This window comes from Shimia abyssi, from assembly GCF_003014475.1.
Classification (GTDB): domain Bacteria; phylum Pseudomonadota; class Alphaproteobacteria; order Rhodobacterales; family Rhodobacteraceae; genus Shimia; species Shimia abyssi.
In genome coordinates this window covers 247,118-273,026 of the sequence record NZ_PYGJ01000001.1, presented here as the reverse complement: position 1 = coordinate 273,026, position 25,909 = coordinate 247,118, and the positions used below count along the sequence as shown (strand labels likewise).

Annotated in this window: 21 protein-coding genes; 13 read left to right on the top strand and 8 right to left on the bottom strand. The window is 56.9% G+C overall.

Features of this window, described 5'->3' with window-relative positions; genetic code table 11:
• Positions 1 to 83 precede the first annotated feature (83 nt).
• From nuoK to CLV88_RS01320, 6 genes are all read left to right on the top strand, one after another.
• Complete coding sequence (nuoK, locus tag CLV88_RS01345) at positions 84 to 389, top strand: NADH-quinone oxidoreductase subunit NuoK (RefSeq protein WP_093092926.1); 306 nt, start codon at positions 84 to 86, stop codon at positions 387 to 389.
• A gap of 6 nt (positions 390 to 395) precedes the next feature.
• On the top strand, positions 396 to 2,555 hold the full coding sequence (gene nuoL / locus CLV88_RS01340; protein ID WP_106606565.1) for an NADH-quinone oxidoreductase subunit L: 2,160 nt from the start codon (positions 396 to 398) through the stop codon (positions 2,553 to 2,555).
• The gene (locus CLV88_RS01335) at positions 2,555 to 4,099 is read left to right on the top strand and encodes an NADH-quinone oxidoreductase subunit M (RefSeq protein ID WP_106606564.1); all 1,545 of its coding nucleotides are present in this window, start codon (positions 2,555 to 2,557) and stop codon (positions 4,097 to 4,099) included. Before nuoL ends, CLV88_RS01335 begins: the two co-directional genes overlap by 1 nt.
• Positions 4,100 to 4,113: 14 nt before the next feature.
• Positions 4,114 to 5,553, top strand: coding sequence for an NADH-quinone oxidoreductase subunit NuoN (gene nuoN / locus CLV88_RS01330; protein WP_106606563.1), 1,440 nt, complete (start codon positions 4,114 to 4,116; stop codon positions 5,551 to 5,553).
• A 210-nt stretch (positions 5,554 to 5,763) separates the two neighbouring features.
• On the top strand, positions 5,764 to 7,158 hold the full coding sequence (mgtE, locus tag CLV88_RS01325) for a magnesium transporter (protein ID WP_106606562.1): 1,395 nt from the start codon (positions 5,764 to 5,766) through the stop codon (positions 7,156 to 7,158).
• A 13-nt stretch (positions 7,159 to 7,171) separates the two neighbouring features.
• Entirely contained in the window at positions 7,172 to 7,729 is a 558-nt protein-coding gene (locus CLV88_RS01320) for a 5-formyltetrahydrofolate cyclo-ligase (RefSeq protein ID WP_106606561.1), read from the top strand.
• Between the two features lie 52 nt (positions 7,730 to 7,781).
• On the opposite strand, the gene CLV88_RS01315 is transcribed toward CLV88_RS01320, so the two are convergent.
• The gene (locus CLV88_RS01315; RefSeq protein ID WP_106606560.1) at positions 7,782 to 8,363 is read right to left on the bottom strand and encodes a GNAT family N-acetyltransferase; all 582 of its coding nucleotides are present in this window, start codon (positions 8,361 to 8,363) and stop codon (positions 7,782 to 7,784) included.
• A gap of 223 nt (positions 8,364 to 8,586) precedes the next feature.
• On the opposite strand from CLV88_RS01315, the gene CLV88_RS01310 reads away from it, so the two are divergent.
• Genes CLV88_RS01310 through CLV88_RS01300 form a run of 3 tightly spaced genes read left to right on the top strand, consistent with a single transcriptional unit; the run spans position 8,587 to position 12,121 of the window.
• Entirely contained in the window at positions 8,587 to 9,405 is an 819-nt protein-coding gene (locus CLV88_RS01310) for a TIGR00282 family metallophosphoesterase (RefSeq protein ID WP_106606559.1), read from the top strand.
• 1 nt (position 9,406) lies between these two features.
• Positions 9,407 to 10,297 carry a DMT family transporter gene (locus tag CLV88_RS01305; RefSeq protein WP_106606558.1) on the top strand — a complete coding sequence of 297 codons (891 nt, stop codon included), beginning with the start codon at positions 9,407 to 9,409 and terminating at the stop codon, positions 10,295 to 10,297.
• Between the two features lie 45 nt (positions 10,298 to 10,342).
• Positions 10,343 to 12,121: an SLC13 family permease gene (locus CLV88_RS01300; protein WP_106606557.1), complete on the top strand. Its 1,779-nt coding sequence runs from the start codon at positions 10,343 to 10,345 to the stop codon at positions 12,119 to 12,121.
• A gap of 113 nt (positions 12,122 to 12,234) precedes the next feature.
• Here the strand turns inward: CLV88_RS01300 and lpdA are convergent, their stop codons facing one another.
• From lpdA to puuE, 6 genes are all read right to left on the bottom strand, one after another.
• A complete protein-coding gene (gene lpdA / locus CLV88_RS01295) occupies positions 12,235 to 13,980 on the bottom strand; it encodes a dihydrolipoyl dehydrogenase (protein ID WP_106606556.1) in 1,746 nt (581 codons plus the stop codon).
• 12 nt (positions 13,981 to 13,992) lie between these two features.
• Positions 13,993 to 15,255: a dihydrolipoyllysine-residue acetyltransferase gene (gene aceF, locus CLV88_RS01290; protein ID WP_106606555.1), complete on the bottom strand. Its 1,263-nt coding sequence runs from the start codon at positions 15,253 to 15,255 to the stop codon at positions 13,993 to 13,995.
• A 25-nt stretch (positions 15,256 to 15,280) separates the two neighbouring features.
• Positions 15,281 to 17,935, bottom strand: a complete 2,655-nt coding sequence (gene aceE, locus CLV88_RS01285; protein WP_106606554.1) for a pyruvate dehydrogenase (acetyl-transferring), homodimeric type — start codon at positions 17,933 to 17,935, stop codon at positions 15,281 to 15,283.
• A gap of 189 nt (positions 17,936 to 18,124) precedes the next feature.
• Entirely contained in the window at positions 18,125 to 19,549 is a 1,425-nt protein-coding gene (locus CLV88_RS01280) for a uracil-xanthine permease family protein (RefSeq protein ID WP_106606553.1), read from the bottom strand.
• Between the two features lie 100 nt (positions 19,550 to 19,649).
• Positions 19,650 to 20,135, bottom strand: coding sequence for an ureidoglycolate lyase (locus tag CLV88_RS01275; protein WP_106606552.1), 486 nt, complete (start codon positions 20,133 to 20,135; stop codon positions 19,650 to 19,652).
• Positions 20,132 to 21,547, bottom strand: coding sequence for an allantoinase PuuE (gene puuE, locus CLV88_RS01270; protein ID WP_106606551.1), 1,416 nt, complete (start codon positions 21,545 to 21,547; stop codon positions 20,132 to 20,134). Before puuE ends, CLV88_RS01275 begins: the two co-directional genes overlap by 4 nt.
• A 151-nt stretch (positions 21,548 to 21,698) precedes the next feature.
• Here puuE and uraH point away from each other — a divergent pair, with 151 nt between their 5' ends.
• Positions 21,699 to 22,055, top strand: a complete 357-nt coding sequence (gene uraH, locus CLV88_RS01265; protein ID WP_106606550.1) for a hydroxyisourate hydrolase — start codon at positions 21,699 to 21,701, stop codon at positions 22,053 to 22,055.
• 43 nt (positions 22,056 to 22,098) lie between these two features.
• On the opposite strand, the gene CLV88_RS01260 is transcribed toward uraH, so the two are convergent.
• A complete protein-coding gene (locus tag CLV88_RS01260; protein WP_106606549.1) occupies positions 22,099 to 23,007 on the bottom strand; it encodes a LysR family transcriptional regulator in 909 nt (302 codons plus the stop codon).
• Positions 23,008 to 23,111: 104 nt separating this feature from the next.
• On the opposite strand from CLV88_RS01260, the gene CLV88_RS01255 reads away from it, so the two are divergent.
• The 3 genes from CLV88_RS01255 (at position 23,112) to CLV88_RS01245 (ending at position 25,822) form a co-directional block, all read left to right on the top strand.
• A complete protein-coding gene (locus CLV88_RS01255; protein ID WP_106606548.1) occupies positions 23,112 to 24,347 on the top strand; it encodes a urate hydroxylase PuuD in 1,236 nt (411 codons plus the stop codon).
• 122 nt (positions 24,348 to 24,469) lie between these two features.
• Positions 24,470 to 25,129: a phosphoglycolate phosphatase gene (gene gph, locus CLV88_RS01250; protein ID WP_243403533.1), complete on the top strand. Its 660-nt coding sequence runs from the start codon at positions 24,470 to 24,472 to the stop codon at positions 25,127 to 25,129.
• A gap of 117 nt (positions 25,130 to 25,246) precedes the next feature.
• Complete coding sequence (locus CLV88_RS01245) at positions 25,247 to 25,822, top strand: PA14 domain-containing protein (RefSeq protein WP_106606547.1); 576 nt, start codon at positions 25,247 to 25,249, stop codon at positions 25,820 to 25,822.
• Positions 25,823 to 25,909: the final 87 nt, after the last annotated feature.

The following is a 25,909-nucleotide window of genomic DNA, read 5'->3' as shown; positions in this document are numbered from 1 at the left end:
CATAAAGTGCGCGAACAAAGATAAATGTTCCGGGGTACATCGGGGCGCAATGAAAGACGAACGGGGCAACCCTGAGGGACGACATGATTGGACTTGAACATTACCTGGGCGTGGCGGCGACGCTGTTTGTCATTGGCATTTTCGGCCTCTTCCTGAACCGGAAGAACGTGATCATTCTGTTGATGTCGATCGAGCTGATCCTGTTGTCAGTCAACATCAACCTTGTGGCGTTCTCCAGCTTCCTTGGCGATCTGGTCGGGCAGGTGTTTACCCTGTTTGTGCTGACCGTGGCGGCGGCAGAGGCGGCGATTGGTCTGGCGATCCTTGTCTCCTTCTTCCGCAACCGCGGCACCATCGCGGTCGAAGACGTCAACGTGATGAAAGGCTAAGCGGTCATGGAAAAGATCATCCTCTTCGCGCCCTTGATTGGCGCTCTGATCGGCGGCTTTGGCTGGCGTGTGATCGGCGAGATTGGCGCGCAATATGTGACGACGGGCCTGTTGTTCCTGTCCTGCCTGCTGAGCTGGATTGTGTTTCTGGGGTTTGACGGTACCACGCAATACATACACATTCTGGATTTCATTCAGTCGGGCACGCTTGATACCGCGTGGTCGATCCGTCTGGATCGGTTGACCGCGATCATGCTGATCGTGGTGACAACGGTGTCGGCGCTGGTGCACCTCTATTCATTTGGCTACATGGCGCATGACGAGGCATGGGGCGAGGGCGAGCATTACAAGGCGCGTTTCTTTGCCTATCTGTCGTTCTTTACCTTTGCCATGTTGATGCTGGTGACGGCGGACAACCTTGTCCAGATGTTCTTTGGCTGGGAAGGCGTCGGCGTGGCGTCTTATCTGCTGATCGGGTTCTATTACAAAAAACCAAGTGCAAATGCGGCAGCGATCAAGGCGTTTGTGGTCAACCGTGTGGGTGACTTTGGCTTTGCGCTGGGGATTTTTGGGCTGTTCTTTCTGGTGGACAGCATCAAGTTTGACGACATTTTTGCCGCAGCACCCGTGCTGGCGGAAACACAGCTGGAATTCCTGTGGCGCGAGTGGAACGCGGCGAACTTGCTGGCGTTCCTGTTGTTTGTTGGCGCGATGGGGAAATCGGCGCAGTTGTTCCTGCACACATGGTTGCCCGACGCGATGGAAGGCCCGACACCGGTGTCGGCCCTGATCCACGCGGCAACCATGGTGACGGCGGGTGTGTTCCTGGTGTGCCGTATGTCGCCGCTGATGGAGTATGCACCTGAGGCGACGGCGTTTATCACTTTCCTTGGGGCGAGCACGGCGTTTGTGGCGGCCACAATCGGACTGGTGCAGAACGACATCAAGCGCGTCATCGCGTATTCGACCATGTCCCAGCTAGGCTATATGTTTGTGGCGGCCGGGGTCGGCGTCTATTCGGCGGCGATGTTCCACCTGTTTACGCACGCCTTCTTTAAGGCGATGCTGTTCCTTGGGGCAGGCTCGGTCATCCACGCGATGCACCACGAGCAGGACATGCGCAACTATGGCGGTCTGCGAAAAAAAATCCCCTATACCTTTGGCGCAATGATGATTGGCACATTGGCCATCACCGGGGTTGGCATTCCGCTGACCACAATCGGCTTTGCCGGGTTCCTGTCCAAAGACGCAATCATCGAGAGCGCTTATGCGGGCACGGCGGGGGGCTATGCCTTTTGGATGCTGGTTATCGCGGCGCTGTTCACCAGTTTCTATAGCTGGCGTCTGATCTTTCTGACGTTCTATGGCGAGGCGCGGGGCAATAAACATACGCATGATCACGCCCATGAAAGCCCCAAGATCATGTTGATCCCGCTAGGTGTGCTGGCGCTGGGGGCGATTTTCTCGGGGATGCTGTGGTACGGTTCGTTCTTTGGCAAACACGAGCAGGTCAACGCCTTTTTCGGTATCCCAAATCACCACGCCGAAGCATCGCATGATGCTGACACGGACGACCATGCAAGCGCGGACGCCGGGCACGGCGGAGAAGCGGACCACGCTGAGACACACAGTGAGACACACGGTGACGATCATGCTGATACGCATGGCGACGCGGATCACGCGGTTGTCGCTGCGGCGCATCATGGCGAGGCCCCAAAAGGCGCGATTTTCCATCACCCGGACAACCACGTTCTGGATGAGGCCCACCACGCCCCCAAATGGGTTAAGGTTTCACCCTTTGTGGCCATGGTATTGGGTCTGATCGTGGCGCTTTGGTTCTATATCTGGAACCCGTCGATGCCGGCCAAGGTGGCAGAGAGCCAGCGTCCGCTGTATCTCTTCCTGCTCAACAAATGGTATTTCGACGAAATCTACGACTTTCTGTTTGTGCGCCCTGCATCGGCCATCGGCCGGTTCCTGTGGAAACGCGGCGACGGGGATGTCATTGACGGCTCGCTTAATGGCGTGGCCATGGGCTTTATCCCTTGGGTTACGCGCCTCGCTGGTCGGGCGCAGTCGGGCTATATCTTTACTTACGCCTTTGCCATGGTGATCGGCATCGTTGTGCTGATCACGTGGATGTCGCTCAGCGGAGGAGCGCACTGATGAACGATAGTTTGCTTTCTCTGATCACCTTTATCCCGGCGCTGGCGGCGGCAATCCTTGCCATTTTCCTGCGCGGTGAAGAGGCTGCGGCCCAGCGTAACGCCAAATGGGTTGCGTTGGTGGCGACAGTGATCACTTTCCTTGTATCGCTGTTTGTTCTGGCGGAATTTGACCCGGAAAACACCGGGTTCCAGTTTGTTGAAGAACGCGAATGGCTGATGGGCTTGAAATACAAGCTGGGCGTGGACGGCATTTCGGTGCTGTTCGTGATGCTTACAACGTTTATGATGCCGTTGGTGATCTGGGCGTCATGGGACGTAAAGACCCGCGTCAAGGAATATATGATTGCCTTCCTGCTCTTGGAAACGCTGATGCTTGGCGTTTTCATGGCGCTGGATCTGGTGCTGTTCTACCTGTTCTTTGAGGCCGGGCTGATCCCGATGTTCCTGATTATCGGGATCTGGGGCGGCAAGAACCGCATCTATGCCAGCTTCAAGTTCTTCCTCTACACGTTCCTCGGTTCTGTGCTGATGCTGGTGGCGATGGTGGGGATGTTTGTGGATGCGGGCACTACGGATATTGTGGCGCTGATGAACCACAGCTTCTCGTCCGGTACGATTTCGGTACTGGGTGTTCAGGTGATTGGCGGCTTGCAGACGCTGATGTTCCTCGCTTTCTTTGCCTCGTTCGCGGTTAAAATGCCTATGTGGCCGGTGCATACATGGTTGCCGGACGCGCACGTTCAGGCGCCGACCGCCGGGTCGGTGGTGCTGGCAGCGATCCTGCTCAAGATGGGCGGATACGGCTTCCTGCGGTTCAGCTTGCCGATGTTCCCCATCGGTGCCGAGATCATGACACCGTTGGTGTTCTGGATGTCGGCGATTGCGATTGTTTACACGTCGCTGGTTGCGCTGGTGCAGGAAGACATGAAAAAGCTGATTGCTTATTCGTCAGTGGCGCATATGGGCTATGTGACCATGGGGATATTTGCAGCCAATCAGCAGGGCATAGATGGCGCGATTTTCCAGATGATTAGCCACGGCTTTATTTCTGGTGCGCTCTTCCTCTGTGTGGGCGTGATCTACGACCGGATGCACACACGCGAGATTGACGCTTATGGTGGTTTGGTAAATCGAATGCCGGCCTATGCGCTGATCTTTATGTTCTTTACCATGGCCAATGTTGGCCTGCCGGGCACGTCAGGCTTTGTTGGCGAATTCCTGGTGCTGATGGGTGTGTTCCAGGCCAACACCTGGGTGGCGTTGTTCGCAACTTCGGGTGTGATCCTGTCAGCGGCCTATGCGCTGTGGCTGTATCGTCGGGTGGTGTTTGGTCAGTTGATCAAGGAAAGCCTCAAATCCATTCAGGACATGACGCGGCGCGAAAAGTGGATCTTTGCGCCGCTGGTGGCCATGACATTGCTGCTGGGTGTCTACCCCGCGCTGGTCACGGACATCATCGGCCCGTCGGTCGAGAACCTGATTTCCAATTATGAAACCGCTCTGGCCTCTGCCCCCTCGGGCAACCAGGTCGCATCGCACTAGGGAGAGCTTGAGACATGATCCAGGCTGATCTGAATATTATCCTGCCCGAGATTTTGCTGTCGGTCTTCGCCATGGTGGCGTTGCTGGTGGCGGTCTATACCGGCAAGGACAAGCTGGCGCCGATGATGACATGGCTGACGGCGCTGGTCTTTGTGCTGTTGGGCGCGTGGATTGGCATGTCCGGGGGCGGCGACAATGTCGCGTTCAACGGCATGTTCCATGACGATGCGTTTTCGCGTTATGCCAAGGTGGCCATTCTGCTGTCTGCGGCGGCAGTGCTGGTGATGGGACAGGACTATATGCAGCGCCGCGGGATGCTGCGGTTCGAGTACCCGATGCTGGTGGCGCTGGCCGCTGTTGGTATGATGGTGATGGTGTCTGCTGGTGACCTTATGGCGCTATACATGGGGCTCGAGCTGCAATCGCTCTCGCTATATGTGGTTGCCTCATTGCGCCGGGACAGTGTGAAATCGACCGAAGCGGGCATGAAGTATTTTGTGCTTGGCGCGCTCAGCTCGGGGCTGCTGCTTTATGGTGCATCTCTGGTTTACGGATTTTCCGGAACCACCAACTTTGCTGGCATCATTCAGGCGGCAGGCGAGGGGCAAACGCCAATCGGGTTGCTGTTTGGTCTGACATTTGTGACGGCCGGTCTGGCGTTCAAAGTGTCGGCTGTACCGTTCCACATGTGGACACCAGATGTGTATGAAGGCGCGCCAACACCGATCACTGCCTTTTTTGCGACAGCCCCCAAGATTGCTGCTATGGCCTTGCTGGCGCGCGTGTTGCACGACGCCTTTGGCGGGGTTGTTGGTGACTGGCAACAAATCATTGCCTTCCTGAGCCTGATGTCGATGTTCCTGGGCGCGGTCGCGGCCATTGGTCAGCGCAATATCAAACGTCTGATGGCCTATTCATCGATTGCCCATATGGGCTATGCGCTGATGGGGTTGGCGGCGGGAACGGCGTTTGGCGTGCAGGCGATGCTGGTTTACATGGCGATCTACGTCACCATGAACGTCGGCACTTTTGCCTTTATCCTGTCGATGGAAAAAGACGGTCAGCCGGTGGTCGATATCCAATCGCTGAACCTTTATTCCAAGCGTGAGCCGGGCAAGGCGCTGGCGATGCTGATCCTGCTGTTTTCGCTGGCGGGTGTGCCGCCGCTGGTCGGCTTTTTCGGCAAGTTCTATGTGCTCAAAGCCGCCTATGAGGCCGGGCTGGCATGGTTGGCCGTGCTGGGTGTAATCGCGTCTGTGATTGGTGCTTTCTACTATCTGCGCATCGTCTATTACATGTATTTTGGCGAAGAGACCGAAGGTCTGGACAAGAGCCGCTCGCCGGTGCCGCATGTGTTCCTGATGGCGTCTGCCGCAGCAATGCTGCTGGGTGTTGTGAACCTGTTTGGCATCGAAGGCATTGCCGAGGCGGCGTCGCTGGCATTGGTCAACTAGCCGCTGCCAATAAGCAGATTATTGCGCGCTCCCTTTGTTTGGGGGCGCGTTTTTCATTTTGCACCACAGGCGATGAGCCCCGTTTGGCGCGCGTTTCCCCAACTTTTTGGGCTTTGCGTCTTTTTTGCCTGCTATCTTGTCGTGTCCCATTGAGTTCGCGCGCCCAACTCTCGTATGGTCCGCGCGAACCGGCACGACAGGGGGCGCGATATGACTGAGATCGAAGAGCAGATCCCCCCCGAGGCCGAAACCGAAGAAGACGTCTACGGGCTTGATCCAAAAACGGTTGCAGCTGCGCTTTACGCGGTTGAGGTAGGGGATCGCCAGCGCCTGCTGGATCTGTTGGAGCCGCTGCATGCGGCCGACATTGCCGACATTCTGGAACAGATCAACGCGTATGACCGGCGGCGTCTGGTGCTGCTTTATGACCGCGAATTTGATGGGGAAATCCTGTCTGAACTGGACGAGAGTATCCGCGAAGAGATCATTTCGGTGCTCAAGCCACAGGTTCTGGCCGAAGCCATGCGCGAGCTGGATTCGGATGATATTGTCGACATCGTCGAGGATCTGGACGAGCCGCAACAGGAAGCCATCCTCGATCAGCTCGAAGACGCGGATCGTGTCGCCATTGAGCAGTCGCTGTCTTACCCGGAGTTTTCCGCAGGGCGATTGATGCAGCGCGAAACGGTCTGTGCGCCCGAGCATTGGACCGTTGGCGAAACCATTGATTTCCTGCGCAATGCCGAAGATCTGCCCGCCCAGTTTTATCACGTGATCCTTGTGGATCCGCGCATGAAGCCGATTGGCAATGTGACGTTGGGCAAGCTGATGTCGTCGCGCCGGGACGTGGCGATGAAAGACATTCTGGAAGAGGTGTTTCAGGTGATCCCGGTCTCGCAAGACGAGGGTGATGTGGCCTATGCGTTCAACCAGTATCACCTGATTTCCGCCCCTGTGGTGGACGAAGACGACCGCGTTGTCGGGGTGATCACCATCGACGACGCCATGGCGGTGCTGGACGAAGAGCACGAGGAAGACATCCTGCGTCTGGCCGGTGTGAGCGACGAGTCAAGCATCTCGGACACGATCCTGAGTGCGGCGCGCGGGCGGGCGACGTGGTTGTTTGTGAACCTGTTGACGGCGATCCTTGCGTCTCTGGTGATCGACGTCTTTGCCGAGACAATTGACCAGATGGTGGCACTGGCAGTGCTGATGCCGATTGTCGCCTCGATGGGGGGCAATGCAGGCACACAGACCATGACCGTCGCTGTGCGGTCACTGGCGACGCGCGATTTGACGGCGCAAAACGCCTTGCGGGTTGTTCGAAGAGAGATATCGGTGGGCGCGATCAACGGTATTCTGTTCGGCTTTATCATGGCGCTGGTGGCTGGGTTCTGGTTTGGCACGCCGATGCTGGCAGTGGTGATTGGTGTGGCGATGCTGTTCACCCAAATCGCGGCCGCCTTGGGTGGGATCGCAATCCCGATGGCGCTGGACCGAGCCGGAATAGACCCGGCGCTGGCCTCGGGGCCGTTTGTGACAACGGTGACGGATGTCGTTGGCTTTTTCGCTTTTCTCAGCCTCGCGTCGTGGGTTTTGCTATAATGGGAATACTGGAATGGATCTGAGCGAGATTAAGGCTGCTGCACGCAAGGCTGCGTTTGGTCGCCGCAAAGGCGCGTTTGAGGCAGTTGGTCCGGGGCAATCCGCGCATCTTTCCGAGGTGCTGGCCGGATATCGCGGTGTGCCGCTTGCGGGATACATGCCAATCCGTACAGAGATTTCACCGCTGCCCGCCATGGCCGAAGCCGCGGCGCACGGGCCTGTTGGGGTGCCGGTGATACAAGGCAACGCAATGCCTCTGGAGTTTTCGCGCTGGGAGCCGGACGCGCCGCTGCGCGATGGGCCTTTTGGGGCCCGGGTGCCGCTGGAGGACATCTATTTTGAGCCCGAGATCCTGATTGTGCCGCTGGTGGCGTTTGATGCACAGGGAGGCCGGTTGGGTTATGGCGGCGGATTTTATGACCGCACATTGGAACGTCTGCGCGCGCGCCGCGCCACGCTGGCAATTGGGTTTGCTTTTGACGCACAAGAGGCCGAAGAATTGCCACTGGAGGCAACGGATCAGCCGCTGGATATGATCGTGACAGACACGCGGATTATTGAGCTCAATTAGGCTTGGTCATTGTCTTTGCCCGCCGCATGGTCGCGTGTGCGCCGTGCACCGTTTAAGTCAAAGATTTGCTCATAAGCAACCACTGCGTCGCGGCGGTATTGGCACCGCACCCGACAAAGTCCTCAGATGCTGTAATATCGAATCCCCTGTTCTTATAAAATTGAATGGCGTTTAGATTGGTGTCGACAACAAGGAGGCATATCTCTTCGACATTGGCTGAACGGGCTTTTGCCTCTGCGTAAGTCATCAATTTTGATGACAGCCCGCGCCCTTGAAAAGCTGGCGCGGTCGCAATTCCATGAATGTACCAAATGCCTGGCACTCGCGCGTAAAGCCGTGTCACGGGGACCAGCATTGCATCTGGTTCCTGTACACAGGGGTTCGGCTTGTCAGCAATTGGAAAACTGACGAGCATTGCGGCGACTTGTCCTTCGATGTCGGCCACAACCGTATTTCCTGCATCAATAAATGCCTTTTGCACGCGCCTCCCGAATGCTTCGGGACGCTCTTCCGGCCCGGAAAGGCGCGACCACAAAGTTTCGACAAACCCCGGTACTGTCGATATCGCGAGCGGTAGTATACAATCGATGTCCTCGGTTTTCGCTGCACGAAATGGAGGCGGTATCTGGATCATCGTCTGTTCCTTCAATCCCTGTCTCCGAGTGTATCACAGATGATTGAGTTAACGCATTACCATAGGAACTCGACCTTCCTCTGGTGAAAGTTGCCCTTGCAGGCCGCCACGAGCAGGATCAATGAGGCTCTTGCGCCACCCGCTGTCTTCATCTCGCCAAAAATACTTAAACAACGCCCCCACCACTTGCCGTAGGGTTCGAAGCGGAGTAGGCCCGTGCCTCATGAAACTACTTTTTCTTGGTGATGTCATGGGCCGTGCAGGCCGGAATGCGGTGCAGGAACGCCTGCCCAAGCTGCGCGAGGACTGGAAACTCGATTTTGTCGTTGTTAACGGCGAAAATGCCTCTAACGGGATGGGCCTTTCGGGCGCACATGCCAAACTGTTGCTTGAGGCCGGGGCCGATTGCATCACGCTTGGGGATCATGCCTTTGATCAAAAGGACATGATGCAGTTTATCCAATCCGAACCCCGCATTTTGCGCCCACTAAACTATGCGCGCGGCGATGTGCCGGGCAAAGGGTTCCGCGTGTTTGATGCGCGCGGGGGCCGTAAGGTGCTGGTCACACAGGCGTTGGGGCAGGTGTTTATGAAACAGCCCTACGGCGATCCGTTTTCCGCCGTTGATCAGGTGCTGCGTTCGCATCCACGCGGCGGAATGGTACAGGCGGCCATTGTTGACATGCATTGCGAGGCGACTTCGGAAAAAATGGGCATGGGCCATTTCTGTGACGGGCGCGTCTCGCTGGTTGTAGGCACCCATACCCATATCCCCACTGCGGACACTCAGATTCTGAGCAAGGGCACGGCGTTTCAGGCCGATGCGGGCATGTGTGGAGATTATAACTCGGTGATCGGTATGGAAAAATCAGAACCGCTGCGCCGGTTTGTCACCGGGATGCCCAAGGCCCGCTTTACGCCCGCACTGGGTGAGGCCACTGTTTCTGGCGTCTATGTCGAGACGGATGATCGAACAGGCGCCGCCATGCGGGTTGAGATGGTCCGACAGGGTGGTCGGTTGTCGCAATCTGGGCCAGCCTGACATGCACCGGCGTCACGCGATGGGTGTACTCCTCTTTATGGGGGCGGGGTGGGGGCTGACGCAGCCACTGACAAAAATTGCTGTGTCGACCGGCTATGAGCCGCTGGGGCTGATTTTCTGGCAATTGGTGATCGGTGCTGTTGCGATGGGGATTTTGCGGCTTGTGCAGGGTAAGCCGCTGGCGATGCCGCGCCGGTTGTGGTGGTTTTTCCTGATGATCGCCTTGCTGGGCACGGTTTTGCCAAACAGTTTCTCGTTTCGCGCGGCGGCGCATTTGCCAGCCGGGATCATGTCGATGGTCATTTCTCTTGTACCGATGTTTGCGTTCCCTATTGCCCTGGTGCTTGGGATCGATCGGTTCAACTGGTTGCGTTTGGGAGGCCTTGTCACCGGGCTGATCGGTGTCACTATTTTGGCCGAACCGAGTGCATTGCCCGATGCCGCCATGATCATCTGGCTGCCCGTCGCGGTCGTCGCGCCCCTTTGTTACGGGCTGGAAGGAAACGTGGTGTCGAAATGGGGGACACATGGGCTGGGACCTGGCCATGTGCTGTTCGGCGCGTCCGTCATGGGGGCTATTGTCGCGTTGCCGCTGGCGATTGGCAGTGGTCAGTTCATCGATCCACGCCTCACTTGGGGCGCACCTGAATTGGCGCTCGTGGCGTCCTCGTTAATCCATGTGACGGTTTACACCTCTTATGTGTGGCTGGTGTCACGCGCTGGATCGGTTTTTGCTGCACAGGTAGCCTATGTCGTGACTGGCACAGGCGTGTTGTGGTCAATGCTGCTCTTGGGCGAGCGTTACTCGCTTTGGGTTTGGGCCGCGATGGGTTTGATCTTGGTCGGATTGTTTTTGGTTCAACCCAGATCGCAAGACAGGGTTGCCCCATAAGGCTGCATAAGCGATTGTGGCGCCAGATGAACTTTGGACAATTGCATGGACTTATTTGATTTTTCGCAAACCACTCAAGCCTTTCTGGCTTTGGGTGTGGTGGCATGTATGTTTGCACTTTTCATGCGCGAAGCCTATCCGGCAGAAGTGGTCGCCATTGCTGGGGCGTCTGTGCTCCTGATCCTGGGATTATTGCCCTATGATGAAGCGCTGCATGTGCTGTCCAACCCTGCGCCATGGACGATCGCGGCCATGTTTATCGTGATGGGCGCTTTGGTGCGCACGGGTGCGCTGGATTGGTTCACAACGCTGGCCGAGGCACAGGCCGAGCGCAACCCGGCGGTCGCAATTGGGGCCTTGATGGGTTTCGTGATGATTGCATCGGCATTTATGAACAACACACCGGTTGTTGTGGTTATGATCCCTGTCTTTGTGCAGCTGGCGAGAAAACTCAATATTTCGGCCTCGAAATTCCTGATCCCGCTAAGCTACGCTGCGATTCTGGGTGGGTGTCTTACCTTGATCGGAACATCGACCAACCTGTTGGTGGACGGTGTTGCGCGCGCGCGTGGACTTGAACCGTTCACGATTTTCGAAGTGACGCCGTTAGCCATAGTCCTTGCCATATGGGGCGCGATCTATCTGCGGTTTGTTGCCCCCCGTCTTTTGCCGGATCGTAACAGCATGGCCAGCATGCTGACCTCCGATAAGGCGACTAAGAAATTCTTTACGGAAGCGGTTGTTCCTCCTGAGTCCAATCTAATTGGGCGGGATGTTTTGGATGTGCAGTTGTTCAAACGCGATGGAGTACGGCTGGTTGACGTGATCCGGGGCGATCTTTCGCTACGGCGCGATCTCAAAGGTGTGGTGTTGCAAGTAGGTGACCGCATCGTATTGCGTACCAAGATGACCGAACTATTGAGCTTGCAACGCAACAAATCGCTCAAACGGGTTGATCAGGTTTCGGCCGTGGAAACGACTACGGTCGAGGCGCTCATTACGCCGAACTGCAACATGGTCGGGCGCAAATTGGGCGATCTGCGCCTGCGCCGCCGCTACGGGGTGTATCCACTCGCAGCACACCGCCGAGATAAGAATATCGGTCGCCAGATGGACGATCTTGTGGTGCAACCCGGCGACACATTGCTGCTCGAAGGTGCGCCCGAAGACATCCAGCGTCTGGCCAAGGAGATGAACCTGCTTGACGTGTCCAAGCCCACCGATCGCGCCTATCGGCGCAGCCATGCCCCGATCGCCATTGGTGCGCTGGCCGGGATCGTGGTTCTGGCCGCCTTTGGGGTTGCGCCCATTCTGCTGCTGGCCGTGTTGGCCATGGCGGCGGTGTTCCTGACCCGGTGTATCGACAGCGACGAGGCGTTCAGCTTTGTCGATGGCCGCCTGCTGGCGCTGATTTTTGCCATGTTGGCGGTGGCAACGGCGCTGGAAACCTCCGGGGCGATCGAGCTGATCGTGCATGCGATCTCACCATATATCGAAGGGCTGCCGCCTTTCCTGATCGTCTGGTCGATCTATCTTTTGACGTCGGTTCTGTCGGAAACCATCAACCATGCGGTGGCTGTTGTTCTGACCCCAGTGGCCATCGGGATCGCGACATCGCTGGGGGTTGATCCGCGCCCATTGGTGATTGCCGTGATGATCGCCGCCAGCGCCACCTTTGCCACGCCGATCAGTTACCAGACCAATATGATGGTCTATGGGCCGGGCGGGTATCGCTTTACCGATTTCCTGCGCGTTGGTATCCCGCTCAACCTGAGTGTTGGGGTGCTGGCCTCGGCCTTGATCCCGGTCTTGTGGCCGCTCTGACGCATGAGGCGACGAAGCTGCGCCTTTGATTTCTCAATGTTCTAAAATACCCAAAAAAATCCGCCGCCCTGAATACTCGGGGCGGCGGTTCTTACTTTTCCCGAAAGAGAAGTTTACTTCTTCTTTTTCTTCGGTGGCATCAGGTCTGTGATGGTGCCTTCGAACATCTCGGCGGCAAAATTCACCGTTTCTGAGAGCGTTGGGTGCGCGTGGATTGTGTGCCCCAGATCAACAGCGTCTGCGCCCATTTCGATGGCGATGCAGGCCTCGGCCAGCAGGTCGCCAGCGTTCGTGCCGACAATGCAGGCGCCGATGATGCGGTCGTCTTCGGGATCAAACAAAAGCTTGGTGATGCCCTCTGAGCGACCGTTTGACAGCGCCTTGCCTGATGCGGCCCATGGGAACACACCTTTTTCGTATGCGATTCCCTTGGCCTTGGCTTCGGTTTCCGTGACGCCACACCATGCAACCTCTGGGTCGGTATAGGCGACCGAGGGGATCAGACGCGCGTCAAAGAAGCGTTTTTCGCCTGCGGCCACTTCGGCAGCCACTTTGCCTTCGTGTACGGCTTTGTGCGCCAGCATGGGCTGACCAACCACGTCACCAATCGCAAAGATGTGGGGCACGCCAGTTTTCTGCTGGTTGTCTACGGCGATAAAGCCACGGTCATCCACGGCCACGCCGGCAGCTTCGGCATTGATCAGCTTGCCGTTGGGCTTGCGGCCCACGGCGACAAGGATCTTGTCGAATGTATCGGTGCTGGTCTCGCCCTTGTCGTCCTCGAACGTCACCACAAGACCCGCGTCTGTCGCTTCAACAGCGGTGACCTTGGTCTTGAGTTTGATGTCCTCGTAGCGGCTCTTGATGCGGGTATGTAGCGGTTTGACGATGTCTTTGTCCGCACCAGGGATGATCTGGTCCATCAGCTCAACCACGGTGATGTTGGAGCCAAGCGCGTCATAGACACAGGCCATTTCCAGCCCGATGATGCCGCCACCCAGGATCAACATCCGTTCCGGCACGTCCTTGAGTTCAAGCGCGCCGGTAGAGTCGATGATGCGCTCATCCTCGGGGATGAAGGGCAGGTTTACCGGCTCAGAGCCTGCGGCGATGACGCATTGATCAAAGCTGACAGAGGTCTTTTTGCCGTCCGCGTCCACCACGTCGATCATGTTAGGCCCCGAGAAGGTGCCCATGCCGCGTACAACCTTGACTTTGCGGCCTTTGGACAGGCCTTCTAGACCGCCCGTAAGCTGACCGACAACGCCGTCTTTGAAGGCACGCAGGTCATCAAGGTTGATCTCTGGCTTGCCAAAGGTCACGCCATGGGCGCCCATTTCTTCGGCTTCGGTGATCACCTTTGCCACGTGCAAGAGCGCCTTGGAGGGGATACACCCGACGTTGAGGCAGACACCGCCAAGGGTGGGGTTCTTTTCGATCAGGATGACCTTTTTACCAAGGTCCGCCGCGCGGAAGGCGGCCGTGTAGCCACCAGGTCCGGAGCCCAGAACAACCACTTCGGCGTGTTCGTCACCGGGGCCGGTGGCGGTGCCAGTGGCGGCAACGGTTTGCGGTGCAGCGGGGGCAGCTTCCTCGGCGCCCTTCGGGGCCTCCTCGGCCGCGCCGGCATCCGCGCCGTCGAGCACGATAATCAGCGTCCCTTCGGAGACATTGTCCCCTTCGGCGACCTTGATTTCCTTGACCACACCAGCGGCGGGCGAGGGCACTTCCATCGTGGCTTTGTCGCTTTCCAGCTCAATCAGCGGATCTTCTGCCGCAACCGTGTCGCCAACAGACACCAGGATCGAGACCACGGGGACTTCGGCGAAATCGCCAATATCGGGTACTTTAACGTCCATGGTTCTCTCTCCTTACCACATCAACTTGCGCATATCGCCCAAGAGCGTCTTGAGCGTCACGGTAAACCGTGCGGCCAAGGCCCCGTCCACGGCGCGGTGGTCATACGACAGCGACAAAGGTTGCATCAGGCGAGGCACAAATTCTTCGCCGTTCCAGACTGGCGCCATTTTCGAGCGGGTCAGGCCAAGGATGGCCACTTCGGGCGCGTTCACGATGGGTGTGAAGGACGTTCCGCCGATACCGCCGAGCGAAGAAATGGTGAAGGTCGCGCCCTGCATGTCGGGGCCTTTCAGTTCGCCTGCGCGGGCCTTGGCGGACAATTCCATGAGTTCCTTGGAAATGTCGACCAGACCCTTGCGGTCTGCATCCTTGATCACCGGCACCATCAGACCGTTGGGTGTGTCCGCCGCAAAGCCGATGTTGTAGTAGGATTTCTTGATCAGCTTGTCGCCATCGGGATGGATCGAGCTGTTGAACTCCCAGTGGGTCTTGAGCGCGCTGACGGAGGCCTTGATCACAAAGCTGAGCAAAGTCACGCGATAGCCGTTTTCCTTGGCCATCGTATCCATTTCTTTGCGGTACTTGTCCAGATCGGTGATGTCGGCTTCGTCGTTATGGGTGACGTGCGGAATGTTCAGCCACGAGCGATGCAGGGCAGGGCCGGAGATCTTCTTAATGCGGGGCATGTCGACATCTTCGACTGCGCCGAACTTTGAGAAGTCCACAGCCGGGATTGGCGGGATACCCATGCCGCCCTGTGCCGCGCCAGCCGCTGCCGGAGCCGCCGCTGTCGAGGATTTCAGGAAGGCGGTGATGTCTTCACGCAGAATGCGGCCTTTGCGGCCGGTGCCGTTCACCTTGGCCAGATCAATCTCGAGCTGACGGGCAAAGGCGCGCACTGAGGGCGAGGCATGTGCTTTGCCGAACCCCGCGTCTGTCACCGCGGCAGCTGGGGCCGCCGGAGCCGGGGCTGCGGCAGGCGCTGCGGGGGCCGAGGCGGCTGCGGCTGGAGCGGCCTCGACGGGCGCTTCGGCCGCGCCTTCGCCTTCAACCACCAGGATCACGGATCCTTCGGAGACGTTGTCGCCTTCGCTGACCTTGATCTCAACAACCTTACCAGCAGCGGACGAGGGCACTTCCATCGTGGCTTTGTCGCTTTCCAGCTCAACAATCGGGTCTTCTTCGGCAATCACATCACCGACGCTGACCAGAACAGTCACAACCGGCACACTGTCGAAATCGCCGATATCGGGAACTTTTACGTCTACAGTCATATCAAAATCCTCCTTAAATTCCCGATCACACCAGGCGCGGGTTCGGCTTGGTGCCGTCGATGTCGTATTTTTTGAGTGCTTTTTCGAGCACGGATTTGGTGATGCTGCCTTCGCGGTAAAGGTCCACCATTGCGGCGGCAGCGATGTGGTTGGCATCCACCTCAAAGAAGCGGCGCAGGTTTACGCGGCTGTCTGAGCGACCAAAGCCGTCTGTGCCCAGCACTGTGTAGCTGCCCGGCACACAGGACCGGATCTGCTCTGCGTAGTTTTTCATATAGTCAGTGGCGGCAATGATCGGGCCTTTGGCCTTGCTCAATTGCTCGGTCACAAACGCCGTTTTGGGCTCTGCCAATGGGTTCAAGCGATTCCAGCGTTCGACGTCCTGACAATCACGTGCCAGTTCGTTGAGCGAGGGGGCTGACCAGATTTCCGAAGTGACGCCAAAGTCTTCTTCGAGCAATTCCGCTGCCTTGATCGCCTGCACCAGAATGGTGCCAGAGCCCATCAGGGTTACGTGCTTTTTGGTCGGTTTCTTGACCTCTTTAAAGCGGTAAAGCCCTTTGATGATTTCGTCTTCGACCCCCATCGGCATATCCGGGTGGCTGTAGTTTTCATTCATCAGGGTGAGGTAGAAGAACACATCTTCCTGATCCTCATACATACGCTTGAGGCCATGCTGAACAATCACCGCCACTTCGTGTTGGAAGGTGGGGTCATAGCTGACACAGTTTGGGATGGTTCCGGCGAGGATGTGGCTGTGACCATCCTCGTGCTGGAGACCTTCACCATTCAGCGTCGTCCGACCAGCGGTGCCGCCCAGCATAAAGCCGCGCGCGCGACTGTCGCCAGCGGCCCATGCCAGATCGCCGATCCGCTGGAAGCCGAACATTGAATAATAGATGAAGAACGGGATCATCGGCACGCCGTGGTTTGAATAGGCGGTCGCGGCGGCGATCCAGTCGGCCATTGCGCCGGCTTCGTTGATGCCTTCCTGAAGAACCTGACCATCGGTCGATTCCTTGTAATACATCATCTGATCGGCATCTTCGGGCGTGTAGGTCTGACCCAGCGGGTTGTAAATCCCGACCGAGCGGAACAGACCTTCCATGCCAAAGGTGCGGCTTTCATCCGGCACAATCGGTACCACGTTTTTGCCGATTTTCTTGTCCCTGAGCAGCGTGGTCAGAATGCGGACAAAAGCCATGGTGGTGGAGATTTCGCGTTCACCCGTGCTTTTGAGCTGGGCTGCAAATTTGTCCAGAGCCGGGATTTCCAGCTTGTCCGATTTGCTTTCGCGCTTGGGGAATTCTCCGCCCAGTTCCTTGCGACGATCCGCCAGATACGCCTTTTGCGCGTTGTTCAGTTTGACAAATGGCGCGTTGGGCAGGTCTTCGTCGCTGACCGGGATCTGGAAACGATCGCGGAAGGCGCGCAGCTGATCCTCGGCCATTTTCTTTTGCTGGTGGGTCGTGTTTTGCCCTTCACCAGCGGAGCCCATGCCGTAACCTTTGACAGTCTTCACCAATAGACAGGTTGGGGTGTCTTTGGTGTCGCTGGCGCGTTTGAAGGCGGTGTAGACTTTTTGCGGATCGTGGCCACCGCGACGCAGCGACCAGATCTGTTCGTCGGACCAGTCTTCGACCAGCTTGGCCGTCTCTGGATATTTGCCAAAGAAATGCTTGCGGATATACGCGCCGTCTTTGGATTTGAACGTCTGATAGTCGCCATCCACGGTTTCGTCCATCAACTGGCGCAGTTTGCCCGAAGTGTCTTTTTCAAGCAGCTCGTCCCAGCCTTTGCCCCAGAGAAGCTTGATCACGTTCCAGCCTGCACCGCGGAAGTCGCCTTCGAGTTCCTGGACAATTTTGCCATTGCCGCGAACCGGGCCATCAAGGCGTTGCAGGTTGCAGTTGACCACAAAGATCAAGTTGTCGAGCCCTTCGCGCGCAGCAAGGTCAATTGCGCCACGGCTTTCGGGCTCGTCCATTTCGCCGTCACCCAGGAAGCACCAGACCTTGCGGTCGGCCATGTCGATATGGCCACGGTTGTGCATGTATTTCATGAACCGCGCCTGATAAATCGCCATGAGCGGACCCAGACCCATCGAAACGGTCGGGAACTGCCAGTAATCCGGCATCAGCCATGGGTGGGGATAGGAGGAGAGACCACCACCGGCCACTTCGGAGCGGAAGTTTTCCAGCTGCTCTTCAGTGATGCGCCCTTCCATAAAGGAGCGTGCATAAATGCCGGGGATCACGTGGCCTTGGAAAAATACAAGATCGCCGCCGTGGATCGCGGATTTTGAGCGCCAGAAGTGGTTCAGGCCGATGTCGTACATAACAGCAGAGGAGGCGAAGGACGCAATATGTCCGCCATACTCGCTGCTGACTTTGTTACGGCGCACAACAGTTGCCATCGCATTCCAGCGGTTGATTGTGCGGATACGCCATTCCATGTCCATATCGCCAGGAAAAGGTTCCTGGTCATCGGTTGGGATGGTGTTCTGATAAGGTGTGGTTGCCGAAAATGGCAGGGTTGCACCGGCAGCGCGCGCCTGTTGAACCGCTTTGTCGAGCAAGAAATGTGCCCGGTCCGCGCCATCACGCGCAATGACGTCCTCTACCGCCTCTTGCCATTCACGGCTTTCAATCGGGTCCAGGTCTTCAAATTGGGTCGCCATAATATGCGTCCTCCTCCAGTTTGACGTAGCGTTGCGCGGTTATAGTTTAATGTTAAACTACTTAGCTAGATGGGCTGGGTCATAGCAGTCATGCGCCCAGCGGGAAACTCGTATTTCTGGGTATAACGCAAAAAAAGCGCCGCGAATATCTCGCAGCGCTTAATGTTTGTTGGGAATTTGGGATGTGGCTTAGACGTGGTCGTCTTTGCCAAGCGATCCCGCGCCATGACCTGAGTGACCACCTGACACCTCGTCCGTGGCCTCGGCGGCCAGTTCTTCGGGCAGGACAAGGTTTAGAACAATCGCAATCAGGGCAGCAGGCAGGATACCGCTGGTGGCCAGAACCTTGAGCGTTCCGGGCAAATGCTGAAGCGCGCCGGGTTCCAGTTGCAGACCCAGTCCAAGGCTGAGGGAGATAGCAAAGATCACCATATTGCGGCGGTTCCAATGCACGTCTGACAGCATCGAGACACCAGCCGCAGCGACCATGCCAAACATGACGATCACGCCGCCCCCCAGAACTTCGATTGGGATGGTCGAGATGATCGCGCCGATCTTGGGCACCAACCCGGCGGCAATCAGGAACAGCGCGCCGATTGTTACCACGTGGCGGCTCATCAAGCCGGTCATCGCGATAAGGCCGACGTTCTGGCTAAAGGATGTGTTTGGCAATGCGCCAAACAGGCCGGAAACCGCCGTGCCCAAACCGTCGGCATAGGTTGCGCCTTCGATTTCCTTGTCGGTGGCTTCGCGTCCGGCACCGCCCTTTGTGATGCCCGAGACGTCACCAACGGTTTCAACAGCCGATACAAAGCTCATCAAACAGAAACCGATGATGGCGGCGATGCTGAAGTCGAGCCCGAAATGCAGCGGATTTGGCAAAGCAAAGCTCGCGGCGCGGCCGACATTGCCGAAGTTTACCATGCCAAGGGCGAACGCCACGATATAGCCCGCGATCAAACCGATCAAAACGGCAGAGACCGACAGCATTCCACGTGCGTAAAATTTAAAGCCCAGTGTGACCACGATCACAACGCTGGCCACAAACCAATTCAGCAGGCTGCCATATTCAGGTTTGCCAATCGCCGGAACACCACCAGCGGCATATTGAATACCCACTTTGACAAGGGCGAGGCCGATCATTGTGACGACAAGACCAGTCACAAGTGGGGGCAGCGCAAAGCGAATGCGCCCAATGAACAAGCCAAGCACGGCATGAAACAGGCCGCCGACAACAACACCGCCCATGACGACGGCAATGGCGTCCACGCCCTTGCCCGCGACCAGCGGGATCATGATCGGAATAAAGGCAAAGCTGGTGCCCTGCACAATGGGCAGTTTGGCACCCACCGGGCCAACCCCGATGGTCTGGATCAGCGTCGCCAGTCCTGCAAAGAACATCGACATCTGGATCATGTAAATCATCTGTGGAAAGTCAGGCGAGTTTGAGCCAAAGCCAAAGCCTGCCGCGCCACAGATGATGATTGCGGGCGTGACGTTTGAGACAAACATCGCCAGCACATGTTGAATGCCAAGCGGGATCGCTTTAGCCAGTGGGGGGGTATAATTGGGGTCTTTCAGCTGTTCCGCTGTCCCTATTGAAGTCTCAGCCATACGCGTTTCTCCTTTGGTATGGGGGGTCTTGCCGCCTTCTTTGATGTGCGGCTTCCATTGTGGCGGGCGGGGATATTTGGCCCCCGCGATCCGCGCAGCTTCAGGTGCGATCCACGGTGAACGGAGTATCGAACCAGAATTCTTCGAGATTGGCGCCGTCGCCAATCCGGTCGACAACGGCGAACAGGCCGGGTGCCGATAGCGGCGTCAGGACGCCGTGCCATGTATTGCGGTGCAGATTGATGGCCTGACCGGGTTCGGTCAGGAACGCTTGTGGCGTGTTGGGGCGGCCATCGCTGTCAGTCGCTACTACGACCAGAAAGGATGTCGCAGTCATCGGGACAAACGCCTGTGACCCTTCGGGATGGCGCTCGACCATATCAACGCTGTAGGGCAGGCTGCGGGGAATAGCGTCAAACAGGCTGATCCCGGCGCGCCCATCGCTGAAATCGAGCCGCGCAAGGTCATGGTGACGCCCGCACAGCCCCTGATTGATCAGCTTGTCAGGTGGCCCCGAAACGGCCAAAACATCGCCAAAGGGCGCGAACGCCGTTTGTGTGAGGGGCTGGGCGATGATCCGGCTCACGGCAACAAATCCATCAGGCGGAATTCTGCGATGCGTTCAACCTGTTTGCAAGCCTCAGCGAATTCCACGTCAGATGCATTGTCGATGCGGCGGTGGAATGCGGCCATGATGCTTGACTTGTCGTGATCGCGTACGGCGATAATAAAGGGAAACCCATGCTTTTCGACATACGCGGTGTTGAGGCGGGTGAAGGTGTCACGTTCCTCATCGGTGAGCATATCAAGGCCGGCGCCGGATTGCTCAGACGTGCTTTCGGCAGTCAGCCGACCGGCAGAGGCGAGTTTTCCGGCAAGGTCCGGGTGCGCGGTGAGTACGCCCATGCGTTCGTTGGTCGAGGCGCTGCGGAACATCCGGCAGAGCGCATTATGTACACCGGTTGCGCTGTCATGGGCGGGGCCAAGTTCAAGATCAAAGGCGCGTTCCGCAATCCATGGGGAATGCTCAAAAATGCCGCCATAGGTGGCGACAAAGGTATCACGGTTCATGCGGCTGGGGCGTTCAAAGCGTTTGGGTGGATGGGTTGCGGCCCAATGCTGTGCAATATCAAGTCGGCGCGGGGTCCAGACGTGATCAAAGCTCTGGATGTAGTCAATAAAGCGTTTGAGCCCGGCAATTTTGCCCGGACGTCCGATCAGGCGACAATGAAGGCCGATGGACATCATCTTGGGCGCGCCTGCGTCGCCTTCGGCGTAAAGAACGTCAAACGCGTCTTTGAGATATTGAAAGAACTGTTCGCCAGTCGTGTAACCGGGCGCCGTCGCAAAGCGCATATCGTTGGCTTCAAGCGTGTAGGGGATGATCAGCTGGTCACGATCGCCAAATTCGAGCCAATAGGGCAGATCGTCGTCGTACGTATCGGAAATATAGTCGAAAGCCCCGGTTTCGCCCACAAGGCGGACTGTGTTTTCCGAGCAGCGCCCGGTGTACCAGCCACGCGGTGGTTCCCCAACAACTTCAGTGTGCAGGCGGATCGCATCGGCGATGGCAGCGCGCTCTTCCTCGGCGGGCATGTCCTTGTGTTCGACCCATTTGAGACCGTGGCTGGCAATCTCCCAATTTGCGGATTTCATCGCGGCGACCTGTTCGGGGCTGCGCGCGAGTGCAGTGGCGACGCCATAGATTGTGATCGGGATGTTGGCAGTGGTGAACAGACGGTGCAGACGCCAGAAGCCGGCTCGCGCGCCGTATTCATAAATCGATTCCATATTCCAATGGCGCTGGTCAGGCCATTGGGCGGCACCCGGTATGTCCGACAGAAACGCCTCGGACGCGGCATCGCCATGCAGGACGCAGTTTTCGCCGCCCTCTTCGTAGTTCAACACAAACTGTACGGCGACTTTGGCGTCACCGGGCCATTGTGGGTTTGGCGGGGTCGGTCCGTAGCCGCGCAGGTCGCGGGGATATCGTGTCACGTGGGCGCTCCATTTCCGTTCATTTCTTTCTAGCGCAAGAAAATGTCTGTGACTTTCATAATAATTTTGAAAGAGCTATTGGTAGTCACATGCTGCCGTTGCAGACGCTTTGAGCGTTAAAAGGGTTGGACGTTACAAAAAGGGGCACATTATGGCTGGATATCTGACGACTCATGTATTGGACACAGCACGGGGATGTCCGGCAGAAGGGATCCGGATTGCGTTGTACCGCGTGAGCGGCAATTCCCATAAGTTACTTGTTGAGACGGTGACCAATGACGACGGGCGCACCGATGCGCCGATTCTGCCGCAGGATCAATTCAAGACGGGCACGTATGAATTGGTGTTTTTCTGTGGTGACTACCTGCGTGAGAGCGGTCAAGTGCAGGAGGATCCGTTGTTTCTTGATCAGGTGCCGATCCGCTTTGGCATGGCTGACGGTGAGGCCCATTATCATGTGCCACTTTTGTTGTCGCCATATGGGTATTCGACATATCGAGGGAGCTGACCCCGTCGTAAGTCGGACAAATTTGTCCGACCTACCTTTGGTTTCATGTCGCTGATAGGGCGGATTGCATTCGGTCGACCATAAAGTCGATAAACAAGCGCGTCTTTGGGTCCTGATGGCGGCGATGCATATAAAGCAGCGCCATTTGTATCGGGATTGGCGGTGTGTCTTGCAAGACGGGGATGAGCGCACCGGTCTTGAGCTGCTCGGCAATCTCGAACACCGGTTTTAGCACGATCCCTTGTCCATCAAGCGCCCAATTGGTGAGCACGTCGCCGTCATCGGTCTCGAAGGGGCCTTTGACGGCGAATTTATGTGTGCCGCTCTCGGTTTGCAGGGGCCATTGGAATTCCGGCGCGCCGGGATAGCGCAGGTTGAGGCAGTCATGGGTGCCATCGGTCAACTCACCTGGCGAGACCGGCACACCGCGCGCCTCCAGATAAAGCGGACTGGCGCACAAAACACGCGGGCAATCCGCGATTTTGCGGATACGCAGGGCGCTGTCCTCGGGCACGCCGAGAAAGAACGCCACGTCCAACCCCTCGGCTGTGAGGTCCAGTTTGCGGTCCGAGAGGCGCAGGCGCAGGTCGATCAGGGGGTATTCCTGTTTAAACTCAGGCACGAGCGGTGCGATCAACCGGCGGCCGACACCCAGCGGAGCCGCCACATGCAATAGCCCGCGCGGGCTTTGCGTAATCGAGTTCACTGCAGACTCGGCATCTTCAATCGCTTCGAGAATTTTGCAGGCCCCGGCATAGTAGATATTGCCCTGTTCGGTCGGATTAAGCTGGCGCGTGGTGCGTTGGAACAGCCGGACACTGAGATATTCTTCAAGCTGAGAGATTCGCGATGATGCGACCGCCGCAGAAATGCGTTGATCACGCGCTGCGGCGGACATACTGCCCAATTCATAGACTCGGACAAAGGTGCGGATGTTGTCAAAATAGGACATATTGGATCTTCAGGATATTTTTGAAGCTCTTCGGCTTTTTTCTACAATAGAGAATAATCGGGCGCTGCGCTAGCGTGGCTGCAACGGAAATATCGGAGGCACGTATGTACGAATTTGCCATTATCTGGGACTGGCTGGCCTTTGCAGTGCGCTGGCTGCATGTGATCACTGCGGTTGCGTGGATCGGGTCGTCTTTTTACTTTATCGCGTTGGACCTGGGGCTGCGCAAAGTGCCCAACCTGCCGGTTGGGGCGCATGGCGAAGAATGGCAGGTGCATGGCGGTGGGTTTTATCACATCCAGAAATATCTGGTCGCGCCAGAGGAAATGCCCGACCATCTGACCTGGTTCAAATGGGAAAGCTATTCGACCTGGTTAAGCGGGGCGGCGTTGTTGATGATTGTCTATTGGGTTGGCGGAGAGCTGTACTTGATTGATCAGAACAAGGCCGAGCTGGCACTTTGGCAGGGGATTGCGATTTCGGCGTTGTCGCTGACCGTCGGCTGGCTGGTCTATGATCGGTTGTGCAAATCGGGATTGGCAGAGCATCCTATCGGATTGATGTTGCTGCTTTTTGTGCTGCTGGTAATCATGGGTTGGGGATACAATCAGGTCTTTACCGGGCGGGCAATGATGCTGCATCTGGGGGCGTTCACCGCCACGATCATGACAGCAAACGTGTTCTTTATCATCATGCCCAACCAGCGCATTGTGGTGAAAGATTTGCAAGAAGGGCGCACGCCTGATCCGAAATATGGCAAGATTGCCAAGCTGCGTTCGACGCATAACAACTATCTGACGTTGCCGGTGCTTTTCCTGATGCTGTCAAACCACTATCCGCTGGCGTTTGCCACCGAATATAATTGGATCATCGCGGCGCTGGTGTTCCTGATGGGGGTCACGATCCGGCACTTCTTTAACTCGATGCACGCGCGTCAGGGGACGCCATATTGGACGTGGGCTGTGACGGCTATTCTATTCATCTGTGTGATGTGGCTGTCGACCGCGCCGTTGATGCAAAGCGATTATGATGAAGAAGAGGCGCGCGCGCTCACACCCGCCGAACAGGTCTATGCCAGTGCGGATGGCTTTGAGGATGTGACCGATATCGTGCTGGGGCGGTGTTCCATGTGCCACGCGCGTGAGCCGGGATATGATGGTATTCGCCGCGCTCCCAAGGATATCCTGCTGGAAACGCCGACAGAAGTGGCCGCAGCAGCGCGCCAGATCTATCTGCAATCGGGTGTGAGCGAGGCAATGCCACCGGCTAATGTGAGCTGGATGGAGCCGGATGAGCGCGCGGTCATCATCAGATGGTATCGTGAGGCACAAAAAGGTTGAAACTGCATCGTTCAGGGCTGGGCCGGAAAACGCGGTTCAGCTAGGATGCCGGAAATGAGACACGAGATTTGATCTCTCTCGCCTGCAAAGGCGGGAGAGTTTGTTTTGAGAAAGGTCCGGCCGTGGGCAATATCGTTGTTTTTGATCTTGATGGCACACTTGTTGACAGCATGGGTGATATCCACGTGGCGGTGAACCGCATGTTGGACATCGAAAGATGTGAACTGATTTCGCTGGAGCGGTTAACATCCTTTGTTGGCAATGGGTTGCCAACGTTGATCAAGTTGGTGATGCAGGAATACTGTCTGCCGGAGACAGAGTACCAACGTCTGCACGACATGGTTTTGGGGTTTTATGAAACCATGCCGGTTGAGCAGAGCAAATGCTATCCGGGTGTTTTGGCGGCGCTGGATGAATTGCGAGCGCAGGGGGTGCGGCTGGGCCTGTGTACCAACAAGCCGCATGGGGCAGCTGTGCATCTTTTGGAGGCATTGGAGCTCGCTGATCACTTTGAAGTGATCCTGGGCGGGGACAGTTTGGCCGAACGAAAACCCCATGCGATGCCTTTGTTGCACTGTATTGACGCCTTGGGCAGCGGGGCGGTTCTCTATGTTGGGGACAGCGAAGTTGACGCTGCAACAGCGGTCAATGCGAAGGTGGATTTCGCATTGTTTACAGAAGGGTACAGGAAGTCACCGGCAAAGGATATTCCGCACAAAGTGTTGTTCGCGGACTTTGCTGAGCTGCCAGAAATTGTGCGCTGCAATTTTGAAGGTGACTGAGTTTTCATGCGCACACGGCCTTCACCTGCGCAGTCTCAATCCTTGCTTGCCCGATTGGGGGTTAACAATTTAGGTTAGGGGTAACGAATTGTGCAATTTCAGGGAGGAAATGGGTTCATGCGGTCCATTGTGACAACGATTTTGGCGGGTGCTTTGGCAATAGCGGGCGGCATTGCTATGGCGCAACCCATCCAGTTAACGCCAGCTAATCCGCAGCCGTCTGGCGTTAAGAAGGGTCTTAAGGTCAGTTATTTCACAGGTGAGCGGCAGGTCAGGACTCTCTCCCAAGCTCGTAGCAAGCTGAAATGGGCGAAGCCCGGTAAGCCATTGGCAGGGCTCAACTATCCGGACAAGGGAGATGGCGCGCCTGTGCTGACTGCGGGTATTCCCAAGTTGGTGGTGGCGGATATCAATGGCTATATCAAGTTTGATAAGCCGGGTATTTACAAGCTTGAGTTTTTCTCCAATGACGGTTCGCAATTCTGGATCAGCGGCAAGGAAGTGGCCAAGCTGAATATGATCACGGCTTGCGCCAGCGCTGGCCGCCCAGAGGTCAGCGTGCCTCAGGCAGGGTGGTATGATTTCAAAGCGCTGTACTGGCAGAAAGAAGGCACCGCGTGTTTGGAGTCGGAATGGACACCGCCGGGTGGTAAGCGCGCGCTGATCCCGAATTCGGCGTTTGGTTACAAGTGATTGAACGCTACAGCTGATGTGAAATTGGGGCCGTCTGGCCCCTTTTTTGTGGTTTTCAGTATCACGTCGGTATCACGTCGGTATCGC